Below are 21533 nucleotides of genomic sequence, written 5' to 3'. Positions count from 1 at the left end.
GCGACATTCCAGCGCTCCGGCAGACATTACCCAACATGGGCCCGGCGTGGCCGTGAGGAGGCCGCCTTCAGGACCATCTGACATACGGTTGTGACCTGACCGCAGAGCGATCAGGTCACAGGGTCCGTAGATGTCAGTGCTTCTCGGGGCCTGTGTAGTACTCGAACGTCAGGCCCGCGACGGTGGCCAGCACGAAGCACACACCGGCGACGATCAGCCAGGGCAGCCACAGGCCGATACCGACCGCAGTGGTCGAGGCCGACAGCGCGATCAGCAACGGCCACCAGCTGTGCGGGCTGAAGAAGCCCAGCTCGCCTGCGCCGTCGGAGATCTCGGCGTCTTCGTAGTCCTCGGGCCGGGTGTCGAGACGACGGGCCACGAAGCGGAAGAACGTGCCGATGATCAGCGACAGACCGGTGGTCAGCACCAGCGCTGTGGTGCCGGCCCACTCCACGCCACCGTTGGCGTACAGCGCGGTCAGCGCGCCGTAGCCGACGGTCGCCAGGGCGAAGAAGGCGGTCAGAATCTCGAAAAGTCGGGCTTCGATATGCATTGCGTATCCCCTACTTGCTCGCCTGAGCCGGCGAGCCGGCCTGCTCGCCGCGGCGAGTGTCGAACGGATGGGTCGTCTGGGCCACCGGCGGCAGTCCGATCGACACCAGCGCGTCGGCGTTGGTCGCCTTGGGGTGATCGATGCGGTACTGCAGGTAAGCCTTGAACTGCTCCGGCTCCACCACGCGCACCTCGAAGTTCATCATCGAGTGGTACGTGCCGCACATCTCGGTGCAGCGGCCGACGAACGGACCGGTCTTCTCGATCTCGGTGACCTGGAAGATGTTGTCCGAGTGGTTGGCCTCGGGGTTCGGGATGACGTCCCGCTTGAACAGGAACTCCGGCACCCAGAAGCCGTGGATGACGTCAGCCGACGCGATCTGGAACTCGATGCGCTTGCCCTTCGGCAGGACCAGGATCGGAATCTCGGTGCTGGAGCCGATGGTCTCGACCTTGTCGAAGTTCAGGTAGCTGCGGTCCTCGGGGTTCTCACCGCGGATCGCGCCGACCTTCTCCTCGCCGTGCGCGTCCTTGCCCTCGGGCTTGGACTTCATGGCTTCCTTGCGAGCGGCGTCTGCGCCGTCGTAGGAGAAGGTGTTGTCCTTGAAGGCCACCTTCTGGTAGCCGAACTTCCAGTTCCACTGGAACGCGGTGACGTCGATGGTGACCTCAGCAGGCTTGCTGTGGTCCATCATCTTCTCCTGCACCACGACGGTGAAGTAGAAGAGCACCGAGATGATGAGGAACGGCACGACGGTCAGCACCAGTTCCAGCGGCATGTTGTAGCCGAACTGGCGAGGCAGCTCCGTGTCAGTCTTCTTCTTGCGATGGAACGCCATCGCCCAGAAGATCAGCGCCCACACAATGGCGCCGACGACGAACGAGGCGATGACCGACCAGACCCACAGGTCACGGTTCGCATGGGCTTCGGGGGTAATACCCTCCGGCCAGCCCAAGCCGAATACGGTCTGCCAGCTGCATCCGCTGAGCAGCAGCGTCGACGCGCCGAGAATGGCGGACAACGCCACCAAACGGAGCCCGCGAGCGGTCACGTTGAGGCCCTCCTAGAGGTCGGTCAAGCCGGTCGAATACTACGCAGCGTAGACCACGCCCATGGCGCCGAGCGAAGCGACCGGCCAATCGGCAGCGCCAGTTCTGAGTTCACCCGCCTGAACAGGCATACTGGCGCCGTGTGCGGACTGCTGGCCTATCTGGCCGACCCTCTTGCCGACCATTCCACTGACCTGGTGAACGCGGTTTCGGATGCCACGCATCCGATGCGCCACCGCGGTCCGGACGAGTCGGGGGCGTGGGCGGACGACAGCGATCCGACCGATGGCCACCACACCGTCGTGTTCGGCTTCAACCGGCTCTCGATCATCGACATCGCGCACAGCCATCAGCCGCTGCGCTGGGGCCCGCCGGAGTCTCCGGACCGGTATGCGCTGGTGTTCAACGGCGAGATTTACAACTACCTCGAGTTGCGCGAGGAACTGCGGGCCGAGTTCGGCGCCGAGTTCGCCACCGAGGGCGACAGCGAGGCGATCGTCGCCGCGTACCACTACTGGGGCACGGCGGCGCTGGGCCGCTTGCGCGGGATGTTCGCCTTCGCGCTGTGGGACACGCAGACCCGTGAGTTGTTCTGCGCGCGTGACCCGTTCGGCATCAAGCCGCTGTACCTGGCGACGGGCCCCGGCGGCACCATCGTGGGCAGCGAGAAGAAGTGCATTCTCGATCTGGCGGCCCGCGCCGGCATCGACCTGAGCATCGACGAACGCGCCGTCCAGCACTACACGGTGCTGCAGTACGTGCCCGAACCCGAGACGCTGCAGCGCGGCATCCGTCGGCTGGAATCGGGCAGCTACGCCCGGATCCGGCCCGGCCAGCAGCCCGAGGTGACGCGGTACTTCAAGCCGAAGTTCGCCGCTGTGCCATTTGTCACAGGGCAGGAGCAGGCCCGGTACGACGAAATCACCGCGGTGCTGGAGGATTCCGTCGCCAAGCACATGCGGGCCGACGTGACCGTCGGCGCGTTCCTGTCCGGCGGTATCGACTCCACCGCGATCGCCGCGCTGGCGATGCGGCACAACCCGAAACTGATCACGTTCACCACAGGCTTTGAGCGCGAAGGATTCTCGGAGGTCGACGTGGCCGTCGCCTCCGCCGAGGCCATCGGCGCGCGGCACGTGACCAAGGTGGTCAGCCAGGCCGAGTTCGTCGAGGCGCTGCCGGAGATCGTCTGGTACCTGGACGAGCCGGTGGCCGACCCGGCACTGGTGCCGCTGTTCTTCATCGCCCGCGAGGCCCGCAAGCACGTGAAGGTCGTGCTCTCGGGCGAGGGCGCCGACGAGTTGTTCGGCGGCTACACCATCTATCGGGAACCGTTGTCGCTCAAGGCGTTCGACCGCGTCCCGCGCGGGCTGCGGCGTGGGCTCGGCAAGGCGTCCAAGTCGCTGCCGGACGGTATGCGCGGCAAGAGCCTGCTGCACCGCGGGTCGCTGACGCTCGAGGAGCGCTACTACGGCAACGCCCGCAGCTTCTCGGACGAGCAGCTGCAGGCGACCCTGGCGCAGTTCAATCCGGAGTGGACCCACACCGATGTGACGGCGCCGATCTACGCCGAGTCCGCCGGCTGGGATCCGGTGGCGCGCATGCAGCACCTGGACCTGTTCACCTGGTTGCGCGGCGACATCCTGGTCAAGGCCGACAAGATGACCATGGCCAACTCACTGGAACTGCGGGTGCCGTTCCTCGATCCCGAGGTCTTCGCGGTCGCATCCAGGCTGCCGTACGACCAGAAGATCACCCGGACCACGACCAAATACGCGTTGCGGCGGGCCCTTGAGCCCATCGTGCCCGCCCATGTGCTGCACCGCGCGAAGCTGGGTTTCCCGGTGCCGATCCGGCACTGGCTGCGCTCCGGTGAGCTGTTGGAGTGGGCCTACGCGACGGTCAACGCGTCGCAGACCGGGGACCTGATCGACCTCGACGCCGTGCGGCAGATGCTCGAGGAGCACCGCAACGGCGTCAGCGATCACAGCCGCCGGCTGTGGACGGTGCTGATCTTCATGCTGTGGCACGCCATCTTCATCGAGGGCAGCGTCACGCCGCAGATCAGCGAGCCCGTCTACCCCGTCGAGCTCTGACCCCGAATACACCGAAAGTGCGGGAAATGACCGCGAATTCGGCTTGAATTCGGCCACTTCCCGCACTCTCGGCGCGAGTTGTTGTCAGCCCAGGGCTGCGGCGATCTCGTCGGCGGCCTCGGCCCCGAACGCGGCCGAAAGACGCGGCAGCGCAGTGGCTTTGTCCCAGGTCCATTCCTGCGGACCCGGCGCCTCGAGCACCAGCGTGGCGACGAGCGAGGCCAGCTGAGCGGCCCGCTCCAGGCTCAGGCCGGCGCCGCGGCCTGTGAGGAAGCCGGCCCGGAAGGCGTCACCGATGCCGGTGGGATCGACCTTCTCGTTCTCGGGCACCACGTCGACGTGGATGAACGACCCGTCGCGGCCGACGATGTCGACGCCCTTCTCCCCCAGCGTGGTGACCCGCAGCTCGATCTGGCTCATCACCTCGGCCTCGGACCAGCCGGACTTCTGCAGCAGCAGGTCCCACTCGTAGTCGTTGGTGAACAGGTAGGCGGCGCCGTCGATGAGGCGACGGATTTCCTCGCCGGACAGGCGGGCCAGCTGCTGGCTGGGGTCGGCGGCGAAGGGCAGACCCAGCTTCCGGCATTCCTCGGTGTGCAGGAACATTGCCTCAGGGTCGTTGGCCCCGACGATCACGAGCTCCGGCTCGCCCTGGGCGGCAACGAGATCAGCCAGCTTGATGTTGCGCGCCTCGGACATGGCACCGGGATAAAACGACGCCAGCTGCGCCATGTCCTCGTCGGTGGTGCAAACGAACCGGGCGGTGTAGGCGGAGTCGGACACCAGCACCTGCGAGCAGTCGACGCCGTGCGCCGTCAGCCAGCCGCGGTATTCGTCGAAATCCTTACCCACCGCGCCGACCAGCGTCGGGCTGCCGCCCAGGATGCCGATGGCGTAGGCGATGTTGCCGGCGACGCCACCGCGGTGCACCACCAAGTCGTCGACCAGGAAGCTCAGCGACACCTTCTGCAGGTGCTCGGCCAGCAACTGATCGGCAAATCGGCCGGGGAAACGCATCAAATGGTCGGTCGCGATCGATCCGGTCACGGCAATGGTCATTCGGCGAGCTTACCTAGCGCACCCGGAGTAGCCGGACCGGTCCGCCCGCCCGGGTGCGCTAGCCTGTGGACAACATGGACGGCGCATATCCGTACCCGGAATCGATTCCCCCGCAGCCGGGTCCGGGGAACTCCACCTACGGTGCCCCCTACAGTGCACCTTCCGCCGGCCCACCTCCGGCCTATCCGACGACGCTGCCACCGGCGGTGCAGTACCCGTCGGGCGGCGGTAACAACAAGAAGCGAATCCTGCTGGTCGTCGGCGCCGTGGTTGCGGTCATTGCGGTCATCGGCGGAATCATCTTCACGGTCCGCAGCACCAGCGACCGCGGCCTGACCGATGCCACCGCCAAGTCTGCGATCCAGGGCTATCTGAACGCGCTGCTGCAGCAGGACAAGCAAGCGGTGGCGCGGCACGCGCTGTGCGGCTTGTATGACGGTGTGAAGGACCACGCCACGGATTTCACCGTGGCGAATCTGGCCAGTGATGCGTTCCGCAAGCAGTTCGGTCAGGCGGATGTGACGTCGATCGACAAGATCGTGATGCTGTCCCTGTAGGAGAGGCCGCCGGACCAGCACGGTCGGCTAGGTCAGTTGAACGAATCGCCGCAGGCGCAGGAGCCGGTGGCGTTCGGGTTGTCGATGGTGAAGCCCTGCTTCTCGATGGAGTCGACGAAGTCGACGGTCGCGCCCTGCACGTAGGGGGCACTCATCCGGTCGACGGTGAGGTTGACGCCACCGAACTCGGCCGTCAGGTCACCGTCGAGGGTGCGGTCATCGAAGAACAGGTTGTAACGCAGGCCGGCGCAGCCGCCCGGTTGCACGGCGATACGCAGCGCAAGGTCGTCACGGCCTTCCTGATCCAGCAGGGCCTTGGCCTTGGCGGCCGCGGCGTCGCTCAGGATCACGCCGTGGGTCTCGGTCGAGGTACCGGTGCTGGTCGCTTCCTCAACAGTCATTGCTTCTCCCTGGTGCATCGATTGCCTGGCAGTATCCAGGCACTCTCAACGGTACCTTGTCCGGCCGTTATTCCCGACTCCAGCGGCGACAGCCGCAGCCAGTCCGGTCAGTTGGTTGGCCGCGTCGCCGATGGCGAGCTCCACCGAACCGGCGTGGTCGGTGATCGAATGGGCCGTCTCGACCCCGGCGTCGGCCAGCGCGGACGGGTCCAGCGTCACCTGCCCGGCCAGCACCAGGACCGGCGAACCGTGTCTCCGAGCACCTGCGGCGAGGGCGCTGATCACCTTGCCGTGCAGCGACTGGTCGTCGAACCGGCCCTCGCCGGTGATGACGAGGTCGGCGGCCGCCAGGTCGTCGGCCAGCCCGGTGTGGGCGGCGATCACCGTCGCGCCGGATTCGCGCCGTCCGCCCAGCGCCAGCAGCGCCGCCCCGAGGCCGCCCGCGGCGCCGGCTCCGGGTTCGACGGCGACGTCGCGGCCGGCGACCGACTCGAGTTCGTGGGCCCACGCCGTGAGGCGCTGCTCGAGCAGCGTCACCGTCGCGGGATCGGCCCCCTTCTGCGGACCGAACACGACCGCGGCACCCATCGGCCCCAGCAGCGGGTGCTCGACGTCCGAGGCGACGATCAGGTCGGTGTCGGCCAGCCTGCGGTGCGCGGACGCCAGCCCGCCCAGCGCCTCGACCAGCCCCCGGCCGCCGTCGGTGCAGGCACTGCCGCCGAGGCCCACGACCACACGCCGCGCCCCGGCCACCAGCGCGGCGTCCACCAGCTGTCCGACCCCGAAGCTGCCGGCGTCGAGCGCGGTCCGCACGGTGGGCGGCCCGCCGAGCAGGGCCAACCCGCAGGCCTGCGCGCACTCGATATAGGCAGTGTCCTCGTGCAGCACCCATTGCGCGGTGACGTCGCGATCCAGCGGGCCGCGCACCGTGGCCGTCTGCAGACCGCCCAGCCGTTCGGCCAGGACGTCGACGAAGCCGGGACCACCGTCGGACTGCGGGGCCAGCACCAGGGTGTCGGCAGGCCGCGCGACCGCCCAGCCCGCGGCGATCGCCGCCGCGGCCTCCACGGCAGTGAGGCTGTCGCCGTAACAGTCGGGGGCGACGAGGACTCTCATCGAAGCAGGTTAAGCCGCCCTGGGCTCGGGTGCATGACGGCCGACCGTGGCCACCGAAGTAACCTGGGTGCGTGAATCTGCTGGGCCGCAAGAAGGACAACGCCGACTCGGGAGACGACGGCAGCAACGCTGACGACGTCACCGTGACCGGCAACTCGGACGTCGACGCCGCTGTGCGCACCACCGCGCCCAAGGGCCGGCCGACACCCAAGCAGAGCGCCGCGGCCCGCAAGCGGGGCCCAGTGGCGCCGGCGCCCATGACGACGTCCGAGGCGCGTAAGCGACGCAAGGAACTTCGCAACTCGAAGTCCAAGGACGAGCGCAAGGCCGATCGCCTGGCCCGTCGGGCCGATATGGATTCGCGGCGCGCCAAGATGATGGCCGGCGACGAGGCCTACCTGCTGCCCCGCGACAAGGGCCCGGTCAAGCGCTACGTCCGCGATCTCGTCGACTCCCGGCGCAACGTGCTCGGCCTGTTCATGCCGTCCGCACTGGTGCTGGTGTTCTTCATGATGGCGCTGCCGCCGGTACAGACCCAGGGCCTGCTGTCCGTCGCGATGCTGGGCCTGATGGTGATCATGGCCATCGACGGCGTCCTGCTCAGCCGCCGGGTCAACAAGCGCGTCGACGCGAAGTTCCCGGACAACACCGAAAGCGGTTGGAAGCTGGGCTTTTACGCGTCCAGCCGGGCGTCGCAGCTGCGCCGGATGCGCGTGCCGAAGCCGCAGGTCAGCCGCGGAGACAAGGTCGACTGAGCCCGGTGCGCACCCTGGTGCTCGGCGGCATCCGGTCGGGAAAGTCGCAGTGGGCCGAAGACTGGATCGGCCGTGCGGCCGGGCCGAGCGGGCCGGTGCGCTACGTCGCGACCGGTTCCGTCGACGGCGACGCCGACTTCGCGGCCCGGGTTTCAGCGCATCAGAACCGACGGCCGAATCACTGGTCGACTGTCGAATCCGCCGACGTGGCAAGCACTTTGCCCACCTCCGGCGCCGCCACCATGGTCGATGACATCGGTGGGTGGCTGGTCGCTGCGATGGACCGATGCGCCGCCTGGACCGGCGGGTCGATTCAGGCCGAGGTCGACGGATTGACCTCGGCGGTCAGCGAATTCACCGCGCCCCTGGCCTTGGTCAGCCCGGAGGTCGGGCTGACCGTGGTCCCGGCCACGGAATCGGGCCGCCGGTTTGCCGACGAATTGGGCTCGCTCAACCAGCGACTGGCCGCGGTCTGCGACCGGGTGGTGCTGGTGGTGGCCGGTCAGCCTCTCACTGTCAAGGAGCCCCGATGAGCGATCCCCGTGCCCAGTTTCCCGATCTGACCAAACCGGATGCCGACGTGCGGCAGGCGGCCCTCGCGCGCCAGAACACGCTGACGAAACCGCCGGGCTCGTTGGGACGCCTCGAGGAACTGTCGGTCTGGGTGTCGGCATGCCAAGGCCATTGTCCGCCAAAGCAATTCGAGCGGGCCAGGATCGTGGTGTTCGCCGGCGACCACGGGGTGACGGCGTCCGGGGTATCTGCCTTCCCGTCCGAGGTCACCGCGCAGATGGTGGCGAACTTCGACGCGGGCGGCGCGGCCATCAACGTGCTGGCCGACGTGGCCGGGGCCACCGTGCGCGTGGTCGACATCGCGGTCGACGGCGAGGCCCACTCCCCCGCGATCGGCGCCCACAAGGTGCGGCGCGGCAGCGGCAACATCGCCGTCGAGGACGCCCTGTCCACCGAGGAGGCCGTCGCGGCGATCGCGGCGGGTCGCACCATTGCCGACCAAGAGGTCGACGCGGGAGCCGACCTGCTCATCGCCGGCGATATGGGCATCGGAAACACCACTCCGGCAACGACTTTGGTCGCCGCCCTGACTGCCGCCGAGCCCGTCGCCGTGGTGGGCCGCGGTACCGGCGTCGACGACGAGGGCTGGGCCCGCAAGACCGCGGCCATCCGTGACGCGCTGTTCCGTGCCCGCCAGGTGAAGGCCGATCCGGTTGCGCTGCTTGCTGTTTGCGGCGGCGCGGACCTGGCCGCCATGGCCGGTTTCCTGGCCCAGGCCGCGGTGCGGCGGACCCCGGTGCTGCTCGACGGCGTGGTGGTGACGGCCGCGGCGCTGGTCGCCGACCGGCTGGCCCCCGGCGCGAAAGCCTGGTGGCAGGCCGCCCACCTGTCCACGGAACCCGCTCATTCGGTGGCGCTGCAGCGACTGCAGATGACCCCGATCTTGGATCTCGGGATGCGCCTGGGTGAAGGCAGCGGCGCCGCGGTGGCGCTGCCGGTACTGCGGGCCGCGGTGGCGACGCTGGCGTCCATGGCCACGTTCGGCGAGGCGAACGTCACCGATAAGCCGTCGTGATCGGTTCCCTCGCTTCGGCTTTCGCGTTCAGCACCGTCCTTCCGGTGCGCAGCAACCGGCCGTTCGGGCGGGGCACCCTGACCGCACTTCCTGTGGTGGGCGTCGTCCTCGGCGGCATTGCCGCGGCAGTCGTCTGGGGCGCCGGGCACGTGTACTCGACCGGCCCGCTGGCCGGGTTGCTCGCGGTGACGGCGCTGCTCCTGTTGACCCGCGGCCTGCACATCGACGGGCTGTCCGACACCGTCGACGGCCTCGGCTGTTACGGGCCGCCCGAGCGGGCACTGGCCGTCATGCGTGGCGGGACCGCCGGCCCTTTCGGCGTGGCCGCGATCGTGGTGGCGATCGGCGCACAGAGCATGACCTTCGCCGCGCTCAATCCGGTGGCGGTCGTCGTCGCCGTCACCGCGGGTCGCGTCGCTGCCCTGGCGGCCTGCCGCACGTCGGTACCGGCCGCACCCGGCAGCACGTTGGGCGCGATGGTCGCCGGCAGTCAGCCGGTGTGGGTCGTGGCGGCGTGGACGCTGGCCCTGGCCGTCGCGTCGGCCTGGGCGACGCCGCGGCTGTGGCAGGGCCCGGTGGTCGTGCTGGTGGCACTGATCGTCGCGGCGCTCCTGGTGGCGCACTGCGTCCGCCGATTCGGCGGGATCACCGGTGACGTGCTGGGTGCCGCCGTCGAAGTCACGACGACGCTGACCGCGCTGGGGCTGGCCGTCCATTAGCCGCCGAACGTGAAGAAGATCGCGAGATTTCCAAGAAATCTCGCGATCTTCTTCACGTTGGACGTGGGCTAACCCAGGCGGGTCATCCAGTTGTGGGTGTCGGCGAACGTGCCGCGCTGGATACCCGTCAGGGTGTCGCGCAGCGCCATGGTGACCTCACCGGGCTGGCCGTCGCCGATGGTGAACTCGCCGGCCGATTCGCCGTGGCCGTATTTCACGTGCGCGACCGGGGTGATGACGGCCGCGGTGCCGCAGGCGAACACCTCGGTGATCTCCCCCGCGGCGGCCTTCTTCTGCCACTCGTCGATGTCGATCTTGCGTTCCTCGACGGCGAATCCGGCGTCAACCGCCAACTGCAGCAACGAATCCCGGGTGATGCCGGGGAGCAGCGAACCGGACAGCTCCGGGGTGACCAGCCGCGCCGAACCACCGCTGCCGAACACGAAGAACAGGTTCATGCCACCCATTTCTTCGACGTACCGGCGCTCGATGGCGTCCAGCCAGACCACCTGGTCGCAACCCATCTCGGCGGCCTGCGCCTGCGCCAGCAGCGAGGCGGCGTAGTTGCCGCCGAACTTGGCCGCACCGGTACCGCCCGGGCTGGCCCGCACGTACTCGGTGGACAGGTACACCGACACCGGCTTGATGCCGCCCTTGAAGTACGCGCCGGCCGGCGAGCCGATCACCAGATAGCGGTACTCGTTGGCGGGCCGCACGCCCAGGCCCGGCTCGGTGGCGATGATGAACGGCCGCAGGTACAGCGACGCCTCACCACCGGCGGCCGGCACCCATTCGTTGTCGACGGCAATCAGCTGACGCAACGACTCGACGAACACGTCCGCGGGCAGCTCCGGGATGGCCAGCCGTCGGCACGACGACTGCAGCCGGGCGGCGTTGGCGTCCGGGCGGAACGAGACGATCGAATTGTCGTTCCAGCGGTAGGCCTTCAGCCCCTCGAACACTTCCTGCGCGTAGTGCAGGACGATGGCCGACGGGTCCAGTTCGATGGGTCCGTAGGCGCTGACGCGGGCGTCGTGCCAGCCGCGGTCGACGCTGTAGTCGATCGACACCATGTGGTCGGTGTGGAACCGCCCGAATCCGGGGTCGGCGAGAACCTGGGCCCTTACCTCGTCGCTCGCTGGGTTGCTTGCGCGCGACACGGTGAATTCGAGGGGGCCATCGGTCATATGCCGATTGTATCGCCCGTGGCTACCGCGTTTCCCGGTCGCTCCGCTCGCCCCCTGTCGCGTTTCCCCGTCGCTCCGCTCGCCGCCTACCGCGTTTTGGCTGCCACAAACGGCGGGGCCACAACCTCGCATTCGAGCGCCCGGCCCCGGACATCGACGGTCACGCGAGCACCGTCGGCGATGTCGGCGGCGGTGTCGAGCAGCGCCAGCGCGATACCGACCTTCAGACTCGGCGAGAAGGTGCCCGACGTGGTGATGCCCACCGGGGTGTCCCCGTCGAGGACCGTCAGGTCGGCACGCAGCACGCCACGGCCGACGGCCTTGAGGCCGCGCAGCGTCCGCTTTGGGCCTGCCGCCTTCTCCGCGAGCAGGGCGTCGCGGCCCCAGAAGGCGTCCTTCTTCCAGCCGATGGCCCAGCCGCAGCGGGCCTGCAGGGGCGAAATGTCCAGCGACAGTTCATGTCCGTGCAGCGGGTAGCCCATCTCGGTGCGCAGGGTGTCGCGCGAGCCCAGACCGGCGAGCTCACCGCCGGCGGCCTGCACCGCGGCGACCAGCGCGTCGAACACGACGCCTGCACGGTCCCACTCGGGCAGCAGTTCATAACCGTGCTCCCCGGTGTAGCCGGTGCGGCACACGCGGACCGGGACGCCGTCGTACTCGGCGTCGGCGTACCCCATGTAGTCCATGTCGGTCGGCAGCCCGAGCGCGGTGAGCACCTCGGTGGACTTCGGTCCCTGCACGGCCAGCACGGCGTAGGACCGGTGCTCGTCGGTGATGGTCAGTTCGGGCGGGGCGAGGCGCTGCAGCTCGGCGACCACGGCGGCGGTGTTGGCCGCGTTGGGGACCAGGAAGATTTCGTCGTCGGAGACGTAGTAGGCGATCAGGTCGTCGATCACGCCGCCAGAAGAGTTGCAGCACAAGGTGTACTGCGCCTTGCCCGGCCCGATGCGGCGCAGGTCGTTGGTGAAGGCGGCGTTGACGAATTCGGCCGCGCCGGGGCCACGAACCAGAGCCTTGCCGAGATGGCTGACGTCGAACAGGCCGACGGCCTCGCGGGTGGCGGTGTGCTCGGCCACGGTGCCGGCATAGGACACCGGCATCAACCAGCCCCCGAATTCGGCGAAACTCGCCCCGAGTTCGCGGTGACGGTCTTCCAGCGGGCCCTGCAACAGTTCGCTCACGGCCAGAAAGCCTAGCTTCGCCGCCAAAGATTCGGGGTATCGACGCTGGTCGTCATGGCTTCGGCGTCGACTGTGATGCCGTCAGCGGTGGTTAGGTACGGGACCAAAACGTCGATCGCCGGGCCATCGCGATGTTCGAGCCGGATGTTGATCGCGTCGCCGGCGAACGGTGCGCGCACAGTGACATCCAAGACCGTGGCACGAGCCCGCAGCAGTTGAGCGTCGTCGTCGTTTTGAAGTGCGGACATCACCGCCGCCGCGGTGTTGTCGACGGGGGAACCCAAAGTGCGCATGGTGCGATGGCCGCCGGCGTCGATGACCAACATGAATGGGGTCAGGTTCTGAAAACTCAACGCCGTGGCAGCCGCTTGTATGCTGGTCTGCAACAGCTCGTTGAGATCAGCTTGGGTTACAGGGCTGAAATGCGTATGCCAGTCCATCAGCGGATCTCATACCTCGTGGGGGGGGTGGGGATGGACAACAGTTTACGGGTGGATCCAGACGCGCTGGATCACGGTGCGGCGCAGCTCCATGCAGCGCACGACGCGATCCAAGCGGCGTTGTCTAAGGCTCGCGACAGCCACGAGACGCTTCAGAGCGCATGGCAGGGCCGGACCGCCGATGCAGGTGCGCAAATGTGGGCCGACGTGCACCGAAACTTCCGCCAGCACCTCGACGCGCTAGCCGACAACGCCGCGAAACTATCTATCGCCGCGGGTCTTTACCGGGATCAGGATGCGTCGTCGGGCACCGACATCAAACAGCAGATGTGAGACGGCATTGCCAACGTACGAATACAACCTCGATGAGATGAACGAGTTCATCGCCGCGCTGGACCGGTCGATCGAGGAGATGACGACCCATTGCGCCACGGCGAAAACCACGGTGGCGGCCGTGCTCGACAACTACACCGGCTCGGCTGCAACAGCTTTCACCGAATTCCACGACGGCTGGCAGGACACTGCGTATAAGCACTTGGCGTCTCTCAAGGCCTACCGCGCGTACGTGGCCACCGCTCGTGACAACTACGCCGAGGCACGGCGCAAAAACATCGAAATGTTCCGGTAGGAGTGAGTCGTTGACGAAGATCACTCCGGAGAACTACTACGCCGTGGCCGCCAAACTGTGCGCCGCGTCCGCGACGCTCGCAACGGACGTAAAGAATCTCGACGACGCGCTCAAAGTCAGCCAGTCTGCGGGAACTTACGCCTCCGGTGGGCCGACATGGGCCCAGAGTTTTGACCAGTCCGCCTCCGACGTCTTCGAACTCGGGTCAACCACCGCGATCGCTGCCCGCGAACTGGGTTACCTCGTTCATCAGGCGGGCCTCAACCATGCCCATGCCGAAAACGAATCGGGCGGTGGCGGGAATCAGCCAACCCCACCGGCACCCCAGGGGTGCACGCTGGCGACCAATCTCCATCCAAGTGAGCATGCGGTTGGCGGAACGCACGAGAAGCCCGACCGCTGGGAGTTGATTGCCGAGTACGTCACCAAGCAGTGGGCCGACTGTGACGAAGGCCGAATCGACAGCGCCGGAAAACAATTCACGAGTTTTGCCAACAGCAAGGGTTCCACAGCCCTGCAGCTGTGGAACGACGTCACCACAGTGTTCACCGACGACGCGCAACACCAGAGTCCCGAGGTCAACGGAATTGTTGACGAAGTCGCGGCCGTCTGCAGATCCTTACGAGACACTGGCGACGCAGCAAGCGCCTTGGGCACCGCATGCTCGGAAGTTCACCGGGTTGCCGCTATCGACAAGAGCACCGGCCGCACGTCCCTGAGGATTCTCGACTTGATCATCAAGTCGTACGAGATCGACAAGATCGCCGCGCGCCGGCTTCCGTTTGGGTCGTGGATGGTCCGTCAGCTCGACGAATTGATCAAAACCAACAAGATCGCTTACGCCCGCGGCATGGACAAGCTGATCGAAGGCATCAATGGCACGGTCGACACTGCCGCCAAATCCAACCAGGGCATTTACGCGCTCGCGACCGGCAGCACGCGCGGACTGTCCTCGATCCTGGACCGCACACCTCGACAGACCGACCCGATCCGCAACCGAGATCGCGACGACAACACCGCAGCCGGGAGGCGGGGCGAGGAACGCGCCGGGGTACCCAATGGCGATCCCAAGCGCCAGATCAAGGTTGTGATCAACGGTCGCCAGGAAGTCGCGTTTCCCGACTACATCGACGACGCCAACCACAATGTCGTCGAAGTCAAGAACGCCAACGAGCTTCGCGGTAATTACAAGCAGATCGCCGCGGAGGCCGAGTGGGCGCGCCAGCAGGGCTACACCATGACGTTGGTGGTCGACCATCGCACGGTGGTCAATGACCCGAGAATTCAGGCCATGATCGATTCCGGACAGATCCAGCTGATCCGCAAAGAACTGGACGACAACGATGACATCTGATCGGCCTGGCTCACGGGACACTGCGCGCGACGCCACCATCGCCGCGCTGCGACGCGCGATCGGGACCGTCGAGGCCACCAGCTCAGACCTTGTACGCAAACCAACACAGCTCGAAGAACCACAGTCGGCGCGGAAGCGGCGGCCACTGCCAAAAGAGAACCTCGAGGGCACCTGGCCACCCATCACTTATCCAGGCATGCCCGAGGGCGACGACTGGATGAACAACCTGCCTGCGCGCTATCACGACGGCGAGCGTGGATTCGACCGCAGAATCATGGAAGAACTCGCCGCCGTCGGCGTCCGCTGTTACACCGTCAACGAACTCGCCAACCGCGTCGCGACCATCCCCCAAGGGATCCCCATCTTCGTAGACTGGCTCAACCACATTGAAGAGCGGATCCCGGGACCGGAAACGAGCCACCGCACCGCAATCCGCGCGGGACTTATCCGCAACCTCAACGACAGCGCCGCCCGCGGGAACCAAGCAGCCGTCGACGCTCTGGTAAACCAGCTTCGCAGGCAGCCTCCCCTTCCGGGGCCGCTCCCCGAGTACGCAGATTCCGCACTTGGCCGCATCGCCACCAAGAGAGATTTCTCTACCATCGCCACACTCATCAGGGACATGCCGCCTGAATTCTCTCGGTCGGGACTCATCGCATACCTCGGCCGAGTGAAGACTCCCGAAGCGCAGGCCATCGCGTTGGAATGGCTCGACACGGTGTACACCGGCTTTGCGATCAAGGCTCTTGTGGCCATGAAAGCTGCCGGTGTCCGCGACCGGATCGCCCCGTATGTCGAAGATGCCAACGCCTGGGTCAGGAAAAGCGCCAAGCGCGCTATGGAACGGCTCCCAGAATGACGCGCACCGCACCATCGCTCCAGAACTTCCGGGCATCCGACCGAGCTGCCCGCCCCGTTGAAGGAGAAACACACCGATGACCTACGACGACGCTGGTTGGCACCAAGACACAGTCGGTGAACACGACCTGGACCCCGACTGCGCCGCCACCCACATCGGCATGTTCTTCGCATGGCTGGCCCACAACGATCTGATCGATACCGAGAGAACGAATACCGCCCCGCTCCTTGCCCGGTCGATCACTCCAGGAAAGTTCCTGGTCGACCACTGCTGCGGAGAGATCAACTCGGCCGATGTCACCGCGCGCGGCGCCGCGTTCTGCGAAGCCGCCTATCGCCAGTATCTGCGCGTCTACGGCGCAATCCCCGAAATCGCCAGGTACGAGATCAGTTACGCCGCCCCAGACACGTGGGAGACGTACGACGCCGTGGCACCGGTGATCCAGGAGGCCTACGAAATCTTTAGACATGGCGGCAACTGAGTACCTCCTGTCAATTCACGTCGAACGGGTTACCCAAATGACCGACAACCGATTCATCGACATCGAAAGCCTTGAAGGCCAAGCCGAATTGATCGCCCGTACCCGCCGGGCGGTCGACGAAATCGGCGAAGTTCAGGCCTGCTCCCCCGACGATCTGGTTCGCGTCACCGTCACAGTCTCCGGCCTGGTAACTGATGTCGACCTGGCTGATGAGACGGTCCGGCTGGACCGCGAAGAGCTCGGACGTCTGATCGCGGCCACCGCTCAGAAAGCCAGCCAACTCATGGCAGCCAAAGTTGCCGAGGCCATGGCAGAGGTCCATCGCCTTCAAGAACTGCTACTCGCCGACTTCGACGGGGTCGACTCCTCTGCAGCCGATGCCCTGCGCAGCATCACAGGCAACTCACGCGCCGACGAACTGCCAAGCGACGTCGACCCATTCGGCTTCTACGTCCCTTATGACCAACCATCGGACGAGAACCGCGACGACTGGTAACTGCAAATCCGCAAAGCCCAGTCCGCCCCATCGCCGCTTTGTAGCTGGCAGACTCGTTTCGTGGTCGATTTCGACGCGTTGGAAGCCGCGGGCATCGCTGATGCACGCGATCGCGCGCCGCTCATCGAATACCTGGACGGGCTCGGTTTCACCGCCGAGGAGATGGTGGAGGCCGAGCGCCGGGGCCGGTTGTTCGGGCTGGCCGGAGACGTCGCGCAGTGGTCGGGGCAGCCCAGCCACAGCCTGGCTTCCGCGGCCGAAGCGCTCGGGTTGCCCCTGGCCGACGTCGAACAGGCCTGGGCGGTCCTGGGCTTGACGGTCGCCGACCCGACCGAGCCGATGCTCACCGCCAACGACATCGAGGCCTTGCGCACGTGGGCGGATCTGCGGACCGCGATCGGCGACGATGCCGCACGGGGCTTCCTGCGGGTGATCGGTGGGAGCGTGGCGCGGGTGGCCGAGGCCCTGACATCGATGAGCCGCGTCGGCCTGCCCAACCTCGACCTGGCCCACAGCCACGACGAACTCGTCACCGCCCGGGCCTACCGGGCGGCGGCCAATTTCATTCCGCGCATCGGCGGCATGATCGACGCCGTACACCGCCACCATGTCGCCTCTGCCCGAACGTATTTCGACGGTGTCGTCCATCACGAGTCGTCAACGCTGGACTGTGGCGTCGGGTTCGCCGACCTGTCCAACTTCACGCAGCTCACGCAGATGCTCAGGCCGGACGAGTTGACCAGCTTGCTCAACGAGTTCAACGCCATCACCAACGACGTGGTGCACGCTGACGGCGGCCGGGTCGTCAAGTTCATCGGGGATGCGGTGATGTGGGTCAGCGCCACTCCCGAATCGCTCGCGCGGGTCGCGGTTGACCTGGTGCACCACCCCCGGCCGAAGATGGCCCACATCAGCGTGCGGGCCGGCCTGAGTTTCGGCTCGGTCGTGGCCACCGGTGGCGATTACTTCGGCAATCCGGTGAATCTGGCGGCCCGGCTGGTCGCCGCGGCCGAGCCCGGGCAGATTCTGGTGGCCGCTCCCTGGTACGACATGCCCGGCAAATGGCCGATCGCGCCGCGGGAGCCGTTGGTGCTCAAGGGTTTCAACGACCCCGTGACAGCATTCGAGGTCTGCGCCGACGCTGAGCGGGCGGCGCGGCAGACACAGTGACTAGGGTGGGGCAGGTGAGCAGCGCACCCGGTTACCAGTCCCCCGCCGTCACCGTCGCATCCGTCCTGCCGTCCGACTTGGATTCGGCGGTGCTGATCGTGCCGGTCATCACCGGCGACAACGACGAGGCCAAGGTCCTGGCCAACCCATTTCTGGACGCCGAGGCCACCGGTGAGATCGAGGTCGCACTGAAGGCCCTGGGCGCGAAAGGTTCGACCGAGCAGCTGACCCGCGTGCTCGTCCCGTCGCTGCCGGTGGCCAGTGTGTTGGCCGTCGGCCTCGGCAAGGACCGCGACGAGTGGCCCGCCGATGTCATCCGCCGCGCCGCTGGGGTCGCGGCCCGCGCGCTCAATGGCACCGAGACCGTGGTGACCACGCTGTCCGAGTTGGACGTGGCGGCGGCCGTCGAAGGCCTGATCCTGGGCGCTTACCGGTTCTCCGAATTCCGCAGCGCGAAGACTGCTCCGAAAGAGGCAGGCCTGACGGCGCTGACCGTGTTGTCCACCGCAGACGATGCCGAGACGGCGGCGGCCCGCGGCGTCGATGTCGCCACCGCGGTGGCGACCGCCCGCGATCTGGTCAACACCCCGCCGAGCCACCTGTTCCCGGGTGAATTCGCCAAGCGCGCAAAGGCTTTGGGCAAGTCGGCAGGCCTCGAGGTCGAGGTGCTGGGCAAGAAGGAGCTGGAGGATGCCGGCTACGGCGGCGTCGTGGGCGTCGGCAAGGGCTCGTCCCGCGGCCCGCGACTGGTGCGGCTGACCTACCGCTCCGGCAAGAAGGACGCCAAGAAGGTGGCGCTGGTCGGCAAGGGCATCACCTTCGACACCGGCGGCATCTCGATCAAGCCGGCCGCCAACATGCACCAGATGACCTCCGACATGGGCGGCGCGGCGGCCGTCATCGCGACCGTGGTGCTGGCCGCGCGCCAGCAGCTGGCGGTCGACGTCACCGCCACCGTGCCCATGGCCGAGAACATGCCGTCGTCGACGGCGCAGCGGCCGGGAGACGTGCTGACCCAGTACGGCGGCACCACCATCGAGGTGCTCAACACCGACGCCGAGGGCCGGCTGATCCTGGCCGACGCCATCGTCCGCGCCTGCGAGGACAACCCCGATTACCTGATCGACACGGCGACGCTGACCGGCGCGCAACTCGTGGCACTCGGCGCGCGTACCCCCGGCGTCATGGGCACCGACGAGTTCCGCGACCGAGTCGCCAAGCTGTCGCAGGACGTCGGCGAGAACGCCTGGCCGATGCCGTTGCCCGAAGAGCTCAAGGACGACCTGAAGTCGACGGTCGCCGACCTCGCGAACGTCAGCGGCGTGCGCAACGCGGGCATGCTGGTGGCCGGGGTGTATCTGCGGGAGTTCGTCGCCGACGGTGTGCAGTGGGCGCACCTCGACGTCGCCGGCCCGGCCTACAACACCGGCAGCCCCTGGGGTTACACCGGCAAGGGCGGTACCGGCGTGCCGACGCGGACCATGTTCGCCGTGCTGCAGGACATCGCGACCAACGGCTAGGCCCGTCAGGAGCGGCAGCTCGGCGGTAGCTGAGGCAGCACCAGTTACCGCATTTTTCTACCGCCAGACAAACCTTCGGCGTACCTTTCCTGCATGAATAAGTTCGTTCACGTGGCCGCCGTGACGGTCACTGTTATCGGCATGGAATTAGCCGGGCTGAGCGGCGCCACCCAGGCAATGGCTGATCCCGAAGACGAGGACATCATCGCCGACCAGCTGTGCCCGTTCCGCAACGTGATCGATTCGCTGGGCGGCGACGATCAGTGCGACCCGGGGTTCAACAACGACAACAACAACGGTGGCGGGTTGTTCTACAACAACGGCATGCCGTGCGACAGCGTCGCGTTCAAGAATCCGGCGTGCGATCCGACCGTCAACGTGAACGTCAACCACGAGGGCGAAGTCACGCACAACGTCAACGTCAACGGCGACCGCCCCTGACGTCGACCGAAACCGGCCTAGCCGATCTGAGCCAGTTGCAGATCCCGGGCCGGCGCGGCGCCGGCTACGTGTTCGGCGAGTTCGCGGGCCGCGGTGGCGAGCAGCTCCGGATGCGACATCGGCGACCAGTGGCCCGAGTCGATGTCCCGGCGCCACAGCTGCGGAACCCATTGGGGCGTCTCGTCATACAGGTGCGGGCGGACGAACTGGTCGCCGCGGTTGACGATCACCTGCACCGGCACGTTGACGTAGTGGTCACGCCGGCCCTTGAACAGGGTGCGCCAGTAGTTGGCCGGGTACACCTTGAGGCTGTTCGCGGCGTCGGTCGCGAAGGTGTCCGAATGCCGAATCTGGTTGTCGGACATGCCATCAAGGCGTTTCATCAGCTGAGGCAGGATGGTCGGCACAGTGGCCCGGACCAACACTCGCGCCACCAACGGGATCGAGAAGAAACCCTGATAGGTCAGCCGCAGGAACTGCGACACCGAGCGCAGGAATCGCACCGGCTGATAGGGGCGCTTGAGGCCGTCCATGATGTAGCGACGAGTGTGGTCGGCGCTCGGCCCCGAGGTCGAGGTGAACGACGCGACACGGTCCACCGATTCTGGCCGGGACAGGTACTCCCAGATGCCCACCGAGCCCCAATCATGGGCGAGCACGTGGACCTTCTGGCCAGGCGCCAGCGCCTCGATGACGGCCGCGAAGTCGTCGGCGTAGTGCGCCATCGTGTACGACGAAACCTTCTTGGGCACACCGGAATTGCGCGATCCACGGTTGTCGTAGCGGATCACCCGGTAGGTGTCGGCAAGGTGCGGCACCGTGGCGTCCCACATGTCGTGCGAGTCGGGCCAGCCGTGCACCAGCACGACCACCGGACCGTCCGGATTGCCCTCCTCGTACGTCGCGATCCGCGTCCCGTCCGCGCTGTCCACAAACTGCATCGTCAAACCCCGCTGAGCTCAAAGTATCCCGTACCGCCGGTACTGGTTTAAATGCGACAGTAGCCTGCTCAGAAGTGGTGTCAAGACAGCGCGACAAAGTCCCGACCCGCCACACCTCGCATGCACCGGCATGACAGGATGGGGCCGAGACATTCGAAGTGACGAGCGACCTTTTCGAGGAGTCAACGCAATGGCCATCTCCGTCCAGATGCCCGCACTCGGTGAGAGCGTTACCGAGGGGACCGTCACTCGATGGCTCAAGCAGGAGGGCGACACCGTCGAGGTCGACGAACCCCTGCTCGAGGTGTCCACCGACAAGGTCGACACCGAAATCCCGTCGCCGGCAGCAGGTGTCCTGACCAAGATCGTCGCGCAGGAAGACGACGTCGTCGAGATCGGCGGCGAGCTCGCCGTCATCGGTGAAGCCGGCTCCGCTCCCGCACCCGCAGCCCCCCCTCCGGCGGCCGCACCGGCAGCTCCCCCGGCCCCGGCACCCGAGCCCGTCGCCGCTGCCCCGGCCCCGGCCGCTGAAGCACCTGCCCCGGCCCCCGCCGCGGCCCCCGCCCCGGCCGCCTCCGATGCCACCGACGCCACCTCGATCGTGATGCCGACGCTCGGCGAGTCGGTCACCGAAGGCACCGTCACCCGCTGGCTCAAGAAGGTCGGCGACTCCGTCGAGGTCGACGAGCCCCTGGTCGAGGTGTCCACCGACAAGGTCGACACCGAAATCCCATCGCCCGTCGCCGGCGTGCTGCTCTCCATCACCGCCGACGAGGACGACGTCGTGTCGATCGGCGGCGAGCTCGCCAAGATCGGCGCCGCCGGCTCGGCCCCGGCTGCCGCGCCTGCTCCGGCCGCTCCGGCTCCGGCACCCGAGCCCGTGGCCGCGCCCACGCCTCCGCCGGCCCCTGCCGCACCGACCCCGCCTCCCCCCGCCCCGGC

The 21533-nt window shown here is 67.2% G+C and carries 25 protein-coding genes; 16 read left to right on the top strand and 9 right to left on the bottom strand.

Annotated features, from left to right (window positions below):
* Positions 1 to 133: 133 nt before the first annotated feature.
* Complete coding sequence (locus AC1U2B_RS00125; protein WP_043399640.1) at positions 134 to 553, bottom strand: cytochrome c oxidase subunit 4; 420 nt, start codon at positions 551 to 553, stop codon at positions 134 to 136.
* Positions 554 to 563: 10 nt separating this feature from the next.
* Positions 564 to 1604, bottom strand: coding sequence for an aa3-type cytochrome oxidase subunit II (gene ctaC / locus AC1U2B_RS00120; protein ID WP_071289421.1), 1041 nt, complete (start codon positions 1602 to 1604; stop codon positions 564 to 566).
* A gap of 138 nt (positions 1605 to 1742) precedes the next feature.
* Here ctaC and asnB point away from each other — a divergent pair, with 138 nt between their 5' ends.
* Entirely contained in the window at positions 1743 to 3698 is a 1956-nt protein-coding gene (gene asnB / locus AC1U2B_RS00115; protein WP_480215219.1) for an asparagine synthase (glutamine-hydrolyzing), read from the top strand.
* Between the two features lie 84 nt (positions 3699 to 3782).
* Here the strand turns inward: asnB and AC1U2B_RS00110 are convergent, their stop codons facing one another.
* Positions 3783 to 4757: a carbohydrate kinase family protein gene (locus AC1U2B_RS00110; RefSeq protein ID WP_260941183.1), complete on the bottom strand. Its 975-nt coding sequence runs from the start codon at positions 4755 to 4757 to the stop codon at positions 3783 to 3785.
* A gap of 74 nt (positions 4758 to 4831) precedes the next feature.
* Here AC1U2B_RS00110 and AC1U2B_RS00105 point away from each other — a divergent pair, with 74 nt between their 5' ends.
* Positions 4832 to 5314 (top strand): Rv0361 family membrane protein, encoded by a 483-nt coding sequence (locus AC1U2B_RS00105; RefSeq protein WP_480215218.1) that lies wholly within the window; start codon positions 4832 to 4834, stop codon positions 5312 to 5314.
* Between the two features lie 32 nt (positions 5315 to 5346).
* Here the strand turns inward: AC1U2B_RS00105 and AC1U2B_RS00100 are convergent, their stop codons facing one another.
* Both AC1U2B_RS00100 and AC1U2B_RS00095 read right to left on the bottom strand, forming a co-directional pair.
* Entirely contained in the window at positions 5347 to 5715 is a 369-nt protein-coding gene (locus AC1U2B_RS00100) for a HesB/IscA family protein (RefSeq protein WP_043399648.1), read from the bottom strand.
* 45 nt (positions 5716 to 5760) lie between these two features.
* Positions 5761 to 6831 carry a glycerate kinase family protein gene (locus AC1U2B_RS00095; protein WP_480215217.1) on the bottom strand — a complete coding sequence of 357 codons (1071 nt, stop codon included), beginning with the start codon at positions 6829 to 6831 and terminating at the stop codon, positions 5761 to 5763.
* A 71-nt stretch (positions 6832 to 6902) separates the two neighbouring features.
* Between AC1U2B_RS00095 and AC1U2B_RS00090 the strand changes: the two genes are divergently transcribed.
* From AC1U2B_RS00090 to AC1U2B_RS00075, 4 genes are read left to right on the top strand one after another with little or no spacing between them, the layout of a single operon-like run.
* Positions 6903 to 7586 carry a DUF3043 domain-containing protein gene (locus AC1U2B_RS00090; RefSeq protein WP_260941178.1) on the top strand — a complete coding sequence of 228 codons (684 nt, stop codon included), beginning with the start codon at positions 6903 to 6905 and terminating at the stop codon, positions 7584 to 7586.
* 5 nt (positions 7587 to 7591) lie between these two features.
* Positions 7592 to 8119: a bifunctional adenosylcobinamide kinase/adenosylcobinamide-phosphate guanylyltransferase gene (locus tag AC1U2B_RS00085; protein WP_480215216.1), complete on the top strand. Its 528-nt coding sequence runs from the start codon at positions 7592 to 7594 to the stop codon at positions 8117 to 8119.
* Positions 8116 to 9174 carry a nicotinate-nucleotide--dimethylbenzimidazole phosphoribosyltransferase gene (cobT, locus tag AC1U2B_RS00080; protein ID WP_043399656.1) on the top strand — a complete coding sequence of 353 codons (1059 nt, stop codon included), beginning with the start codon at positions 8116 to 8118 and terminating at the stop codon, positions 9172 to 9174. Before AC1U2B_RS00085 ends, cobT begins: the two co-directional genes overlap by 4 nt.
* Positions 9171 to 9893, top strand: a complete 723-nt coding sequence (locus AC1U2B_RS00075; protein WP_260972178.1) for an adenosylcobinamide-GDP ribazoletransferase — start codon at positions 9171 to 9173, stop codon at positions 9891 to 9893. Before cobT ends, AC1U2B_RS00075 begins: the two co-directional genes overlap by 4 nt.
* 68 nt (positions 9894 to 9961) lie before the next feature.
* On the opposite strand, the gene AC1U2B_RS00070 is transcribed toward AC1U2B_RS00075, so the two are convergent.
* From AC1U2B_RS00070 to AC1U2B_RS00060, 3 genes are all read right to left on the bottom strand, one after another.
* Positions 9962 to 11080: a branched-chain amino acid aminotransferase gene (locus tag AC1U2B_RS00070; RefSeq protein WP_480215215.1), complete on the bottom strand. Its 1119-nt coding sequence runs from the start codon at positions 11078 to 11080 to the stop codon at positions 9962 to 9964.
* Between the two features lie 86 nt (positions 11081 to 11166).
* Positions 11167 to 12261, bottom strand: coding sequence for a glycine cleavage system aminomethyltransferase GcvT (gene gcvT / locus AC1U2B_RS00065; RefSeq protein ID WP_043988274.1), 1095 nt, complete (start codon positions 12259 to 12261; stop codon positions 11167 to 11169).
* Positions 12262 to 12272: 11 nt separating this feature from the next.
* Entirely contained in the window at positions 12273 to 12554 is a 282-nt protein-coding gene (locus tag AC1U2B_RS00060) for a hypothetical protein (RefSeq protein WP_480215214.1), read from the bottom strand.
* A gap of 6 nt (positions 12555 to 12560) precedes the next feature.
* Between AC1U2B_RS00060 and AC1U2B_RS00055 the strand changes: the two genes are divergently transcribed.
* The 9 genes from AC1U2B_RS00055 (at position 12561) to AC1U2B_RS00015 (ending at position 19650) form a co-directional block, all read left to right on the top strand.
* Positions 12561 to 13034, top strand: coding sequence for a WXG100 family type VII secretion target (locus tag AC1U2B_RS00055; RefSeq protein ID WP_480215213.1), 474 nt, complete (start codon positions 12561 to 12563; stop codon positions 13032 to 13034).
* Positions 12997 to 13329, top strand: a complete 333-nt coding sequence (locus AC1U2B_RS00050) for a WXG100 family type VII secretion target (protein ID WP_480215212.1) — start codon at positions 12997 to 12999, stop codon at positions 13327 to 13329. Before AC1U2B_RS00055 ends, AC1U2B_RS00050 begins: the two co-directional genes overlap by 38 nt.
* A gap of 10 nt (positions 13330 to 13339) precedes the next feature.
* Positions 13340 to 14683 carry a putative toxin gene (locus AC1U2B_RS00045; RefSeq protein WP_480215211.1) on the top strand — a complete coding sequence of 448 codons (1344 nt, stop codon included), beginning with the start codon at positions 13340 to 13342 and terminating at the stop codon, positions 14681 to 14683.
* Between the two features lie 196 nt (positions 14684 to 14879).
* A complete protein-coding gene (locus AC1U2B_RS00040) occupies positions 14880 to 15542 on the top strand; it encodes a HEAT repeat domain-containing protein (protein WP_480215210.1) in 663 nt (220 codons plus the stop codon).
* 76 nt (positions 15543 to 15618) lie between these two features.
* Complete coding sequence (locus AC1U2B_RS00035) at positions 15619 to 16023, top strand: DUF7832 domain-containing protein (protein ID WP_480215209.1); 405 nt, start codon at positions 15619 to 15621, stop codon at positions 16021 to 16023.
* A 37-nt stretch (positions 16024 to 16060) separates the two neighbouring features.
* On the top strand, positions 16061 to 16519 hold the full coding sequence (locus AC1U2B_RS00030) for a YbaB/EbfC family nucleoid-associated protein (protein ID WP_480215208.1): 459 nt from the start codon (positions 16061 to 16063) through the stop codon (positions 16517 to 16519).
* A gap of 60 nt (positions 16520 to 16579) precedes the next feature.
* Positions 16580 to 17689 (top strand): adenylate/guanylate cyclase domain-containing protein, encoded by a 1110-nt coding sequence (locus AC1U2B_RS00025; RefSeq protein WP_480215207.1) that lies wholly within the window; start codon positions 16580 to 16582, stop codon positions 17687 to 17689.
* Positions 17690 to 17703: 14 nt separating this feature from the next.
* Complete coding sequence (locus AC1U2B_RS00020) at positions 17704 to 19209, top strand: leucyl aminopeptidase (RefSeq protein WP_480215206.1); 1506 nt, start codon at positions 17704 to 17706, stop codon at positions 19207 to 19209.
* Positions 19210 to 19302: 93 nt separating this feature from the next.
* Entirely contained in the window at positions 19303 to 19650 is a 348-nt protein-coding gene (locus AC1U2B_RS00015) for a hypothetical protein (protein WP_480215205.1), read from the top strand.
* A gap of 17 nt (positions 19651 to 19667) precedes the next feature.
* Here the strand turns inward: AC1U2B_RS00015 and AC1U2B_RS00010 are convergent, their stop codons facing one another.
* Complete coding sequence (locus AC1U2B_RS00010; protein ID WP_043988281.1) at positions 19668 to 20591, bottom strand: alpha/beta fold hydrolase; 924 nt, start codon at positions 20589 to 20591, stop codon at positions 19668 to 19670.
* A 190-nt stretch (positions 20592 to 20781) separates the two neighbouring features.
* On the opposite strand from AC1U2B_RS00010, the gene AC1U2B_RS00005 reads away from it, so the two are divergent.
* A partial coding sequence (locus AC1U2B_RS00005; protein ID WP_480215204.1) for a biotin/lipoyl-containing protein occupies positions 20782 to 21533 on the top strand: 752 nt, incomplete at its 3' end.

Source organism: Mycolicibacterium sp. P4_G11 (assembly GCF_056555145.1).
The sequence above is the reverse complement of the archived record's forward strand: the minus strand, read 5'-3'. Positions and strand labels throughout refer to the sequence as shown.

Excerpts from the sequence above, each read along its gene's own strand:
- AC1U2B_RS00125 (WP_043399640.1), bottom strand. The coding sequence starts at position 553 with ATGCATATCGAAGCCCGACTTTTCGAGATTCTGACCGCCTTCTTCGCC.
- AC1U2B_RS00110 (WP_260941183.1), bottom strand. The coding sequence starts at position 4,757 with ATGACCATTGCCGTGACCGGATCGATCGCGACCGACCATTTGATGCGT.
- AC1U2B_RS00105 (WP_480215218.1), top strand. The coding sequence starts at position 4,832 with ATGGACGGCGCATATCCGTACCCGGAATCGATTCCCCCGCAGCCGGGT.
- AC1U2B_RS00100 (WP_043399648.1), bottom strand. The coding sequence starts at position 5,715 with ATGACTGTTGAGGAAGCGACCAGCACCGGTACCTCGACCGAGACCCAC.
- AC1U2B_RS00095 (WP_480215217.1), bottom strand. The coding sequence starts at position 6,831 with ATGAGAGTCCTCGTCGCCCCCGACTGTTACGGCGACAGCCTCACTGCC.
- cobT (WP_043399656.1), top strand. The coding sequence starts at position 8,116 with ATGAGCGATCCCCGTGCCCAGTTTCCCGATCTGACCAAACCGGATGCC.
- AC1U2B_RS00070 (WP_480215215.1), bottom strand. The coding sequence starts at position 11,080 with ATGACCGATGGCCCCCTCGAATTCACCGTGTCGCGCGCAAGCAACCCA.
- AC1U2B_RS00060 (WP_480215214.1), bottom strand. The coding sequence starts at position 12,554 with ATGCGCACTTTGGGTTCCCCCGTCGACAACACCGCGGCGGCGGTGATG.
- AC1U2B_RS00055 (WP_480215213.1), top strand. The coding sequence starts at position 12,561 with ATGGCCGCCGGCGTCGATGACCAACATGAATGGGGTCAGGTTCTGAAA.
- AC1U2B_RS00050 (WP_480215212.1), top strand. The coding sequence starts at position 12,997 with ATGCGTCGTCGGGCACCGACATCAAACAGCAGATGTGAGACGGCATTG.
- AC1U2B_RS00040 (WP_480215210.1), top strand. The coding sequence starts at position 14,880 with ATGCCCGAGGGCGACGACTGGATGAACAACCTGCCTGCGCGCTATCAC.
- AC1U2B_RS00035 (WP_480215209.1), top strand. The coding sequence starts at position 15,619 with ATGACCTACGACGACGCTGGTTGGCACCAAGACACAGTCGGTGAACAC.
- AC1U2B_RS00030 (WP_480215208.1), top strand. The coding sequence starts at position 16,061 with ATGACCGACAACCGATTCATCGACATCGAAAGCCTTGAAGGCCAAGCC.
- AC1U2B_RS00015 (WP_480215205.1), top strand. The coding sequence starts at position 19,303 with ATGAATAAGTTCGTTCACGTGGCCGCCGTGACGGTCACTGTTATCGGC.
- AC1U2B_RS00010 (WP_043988281.1), bottom strand. The coding sequence starts at position 20,591 with ATGCAGTTTGTGGACAGCGCGGACGGGACGCGGATCGCGACGTACGAG.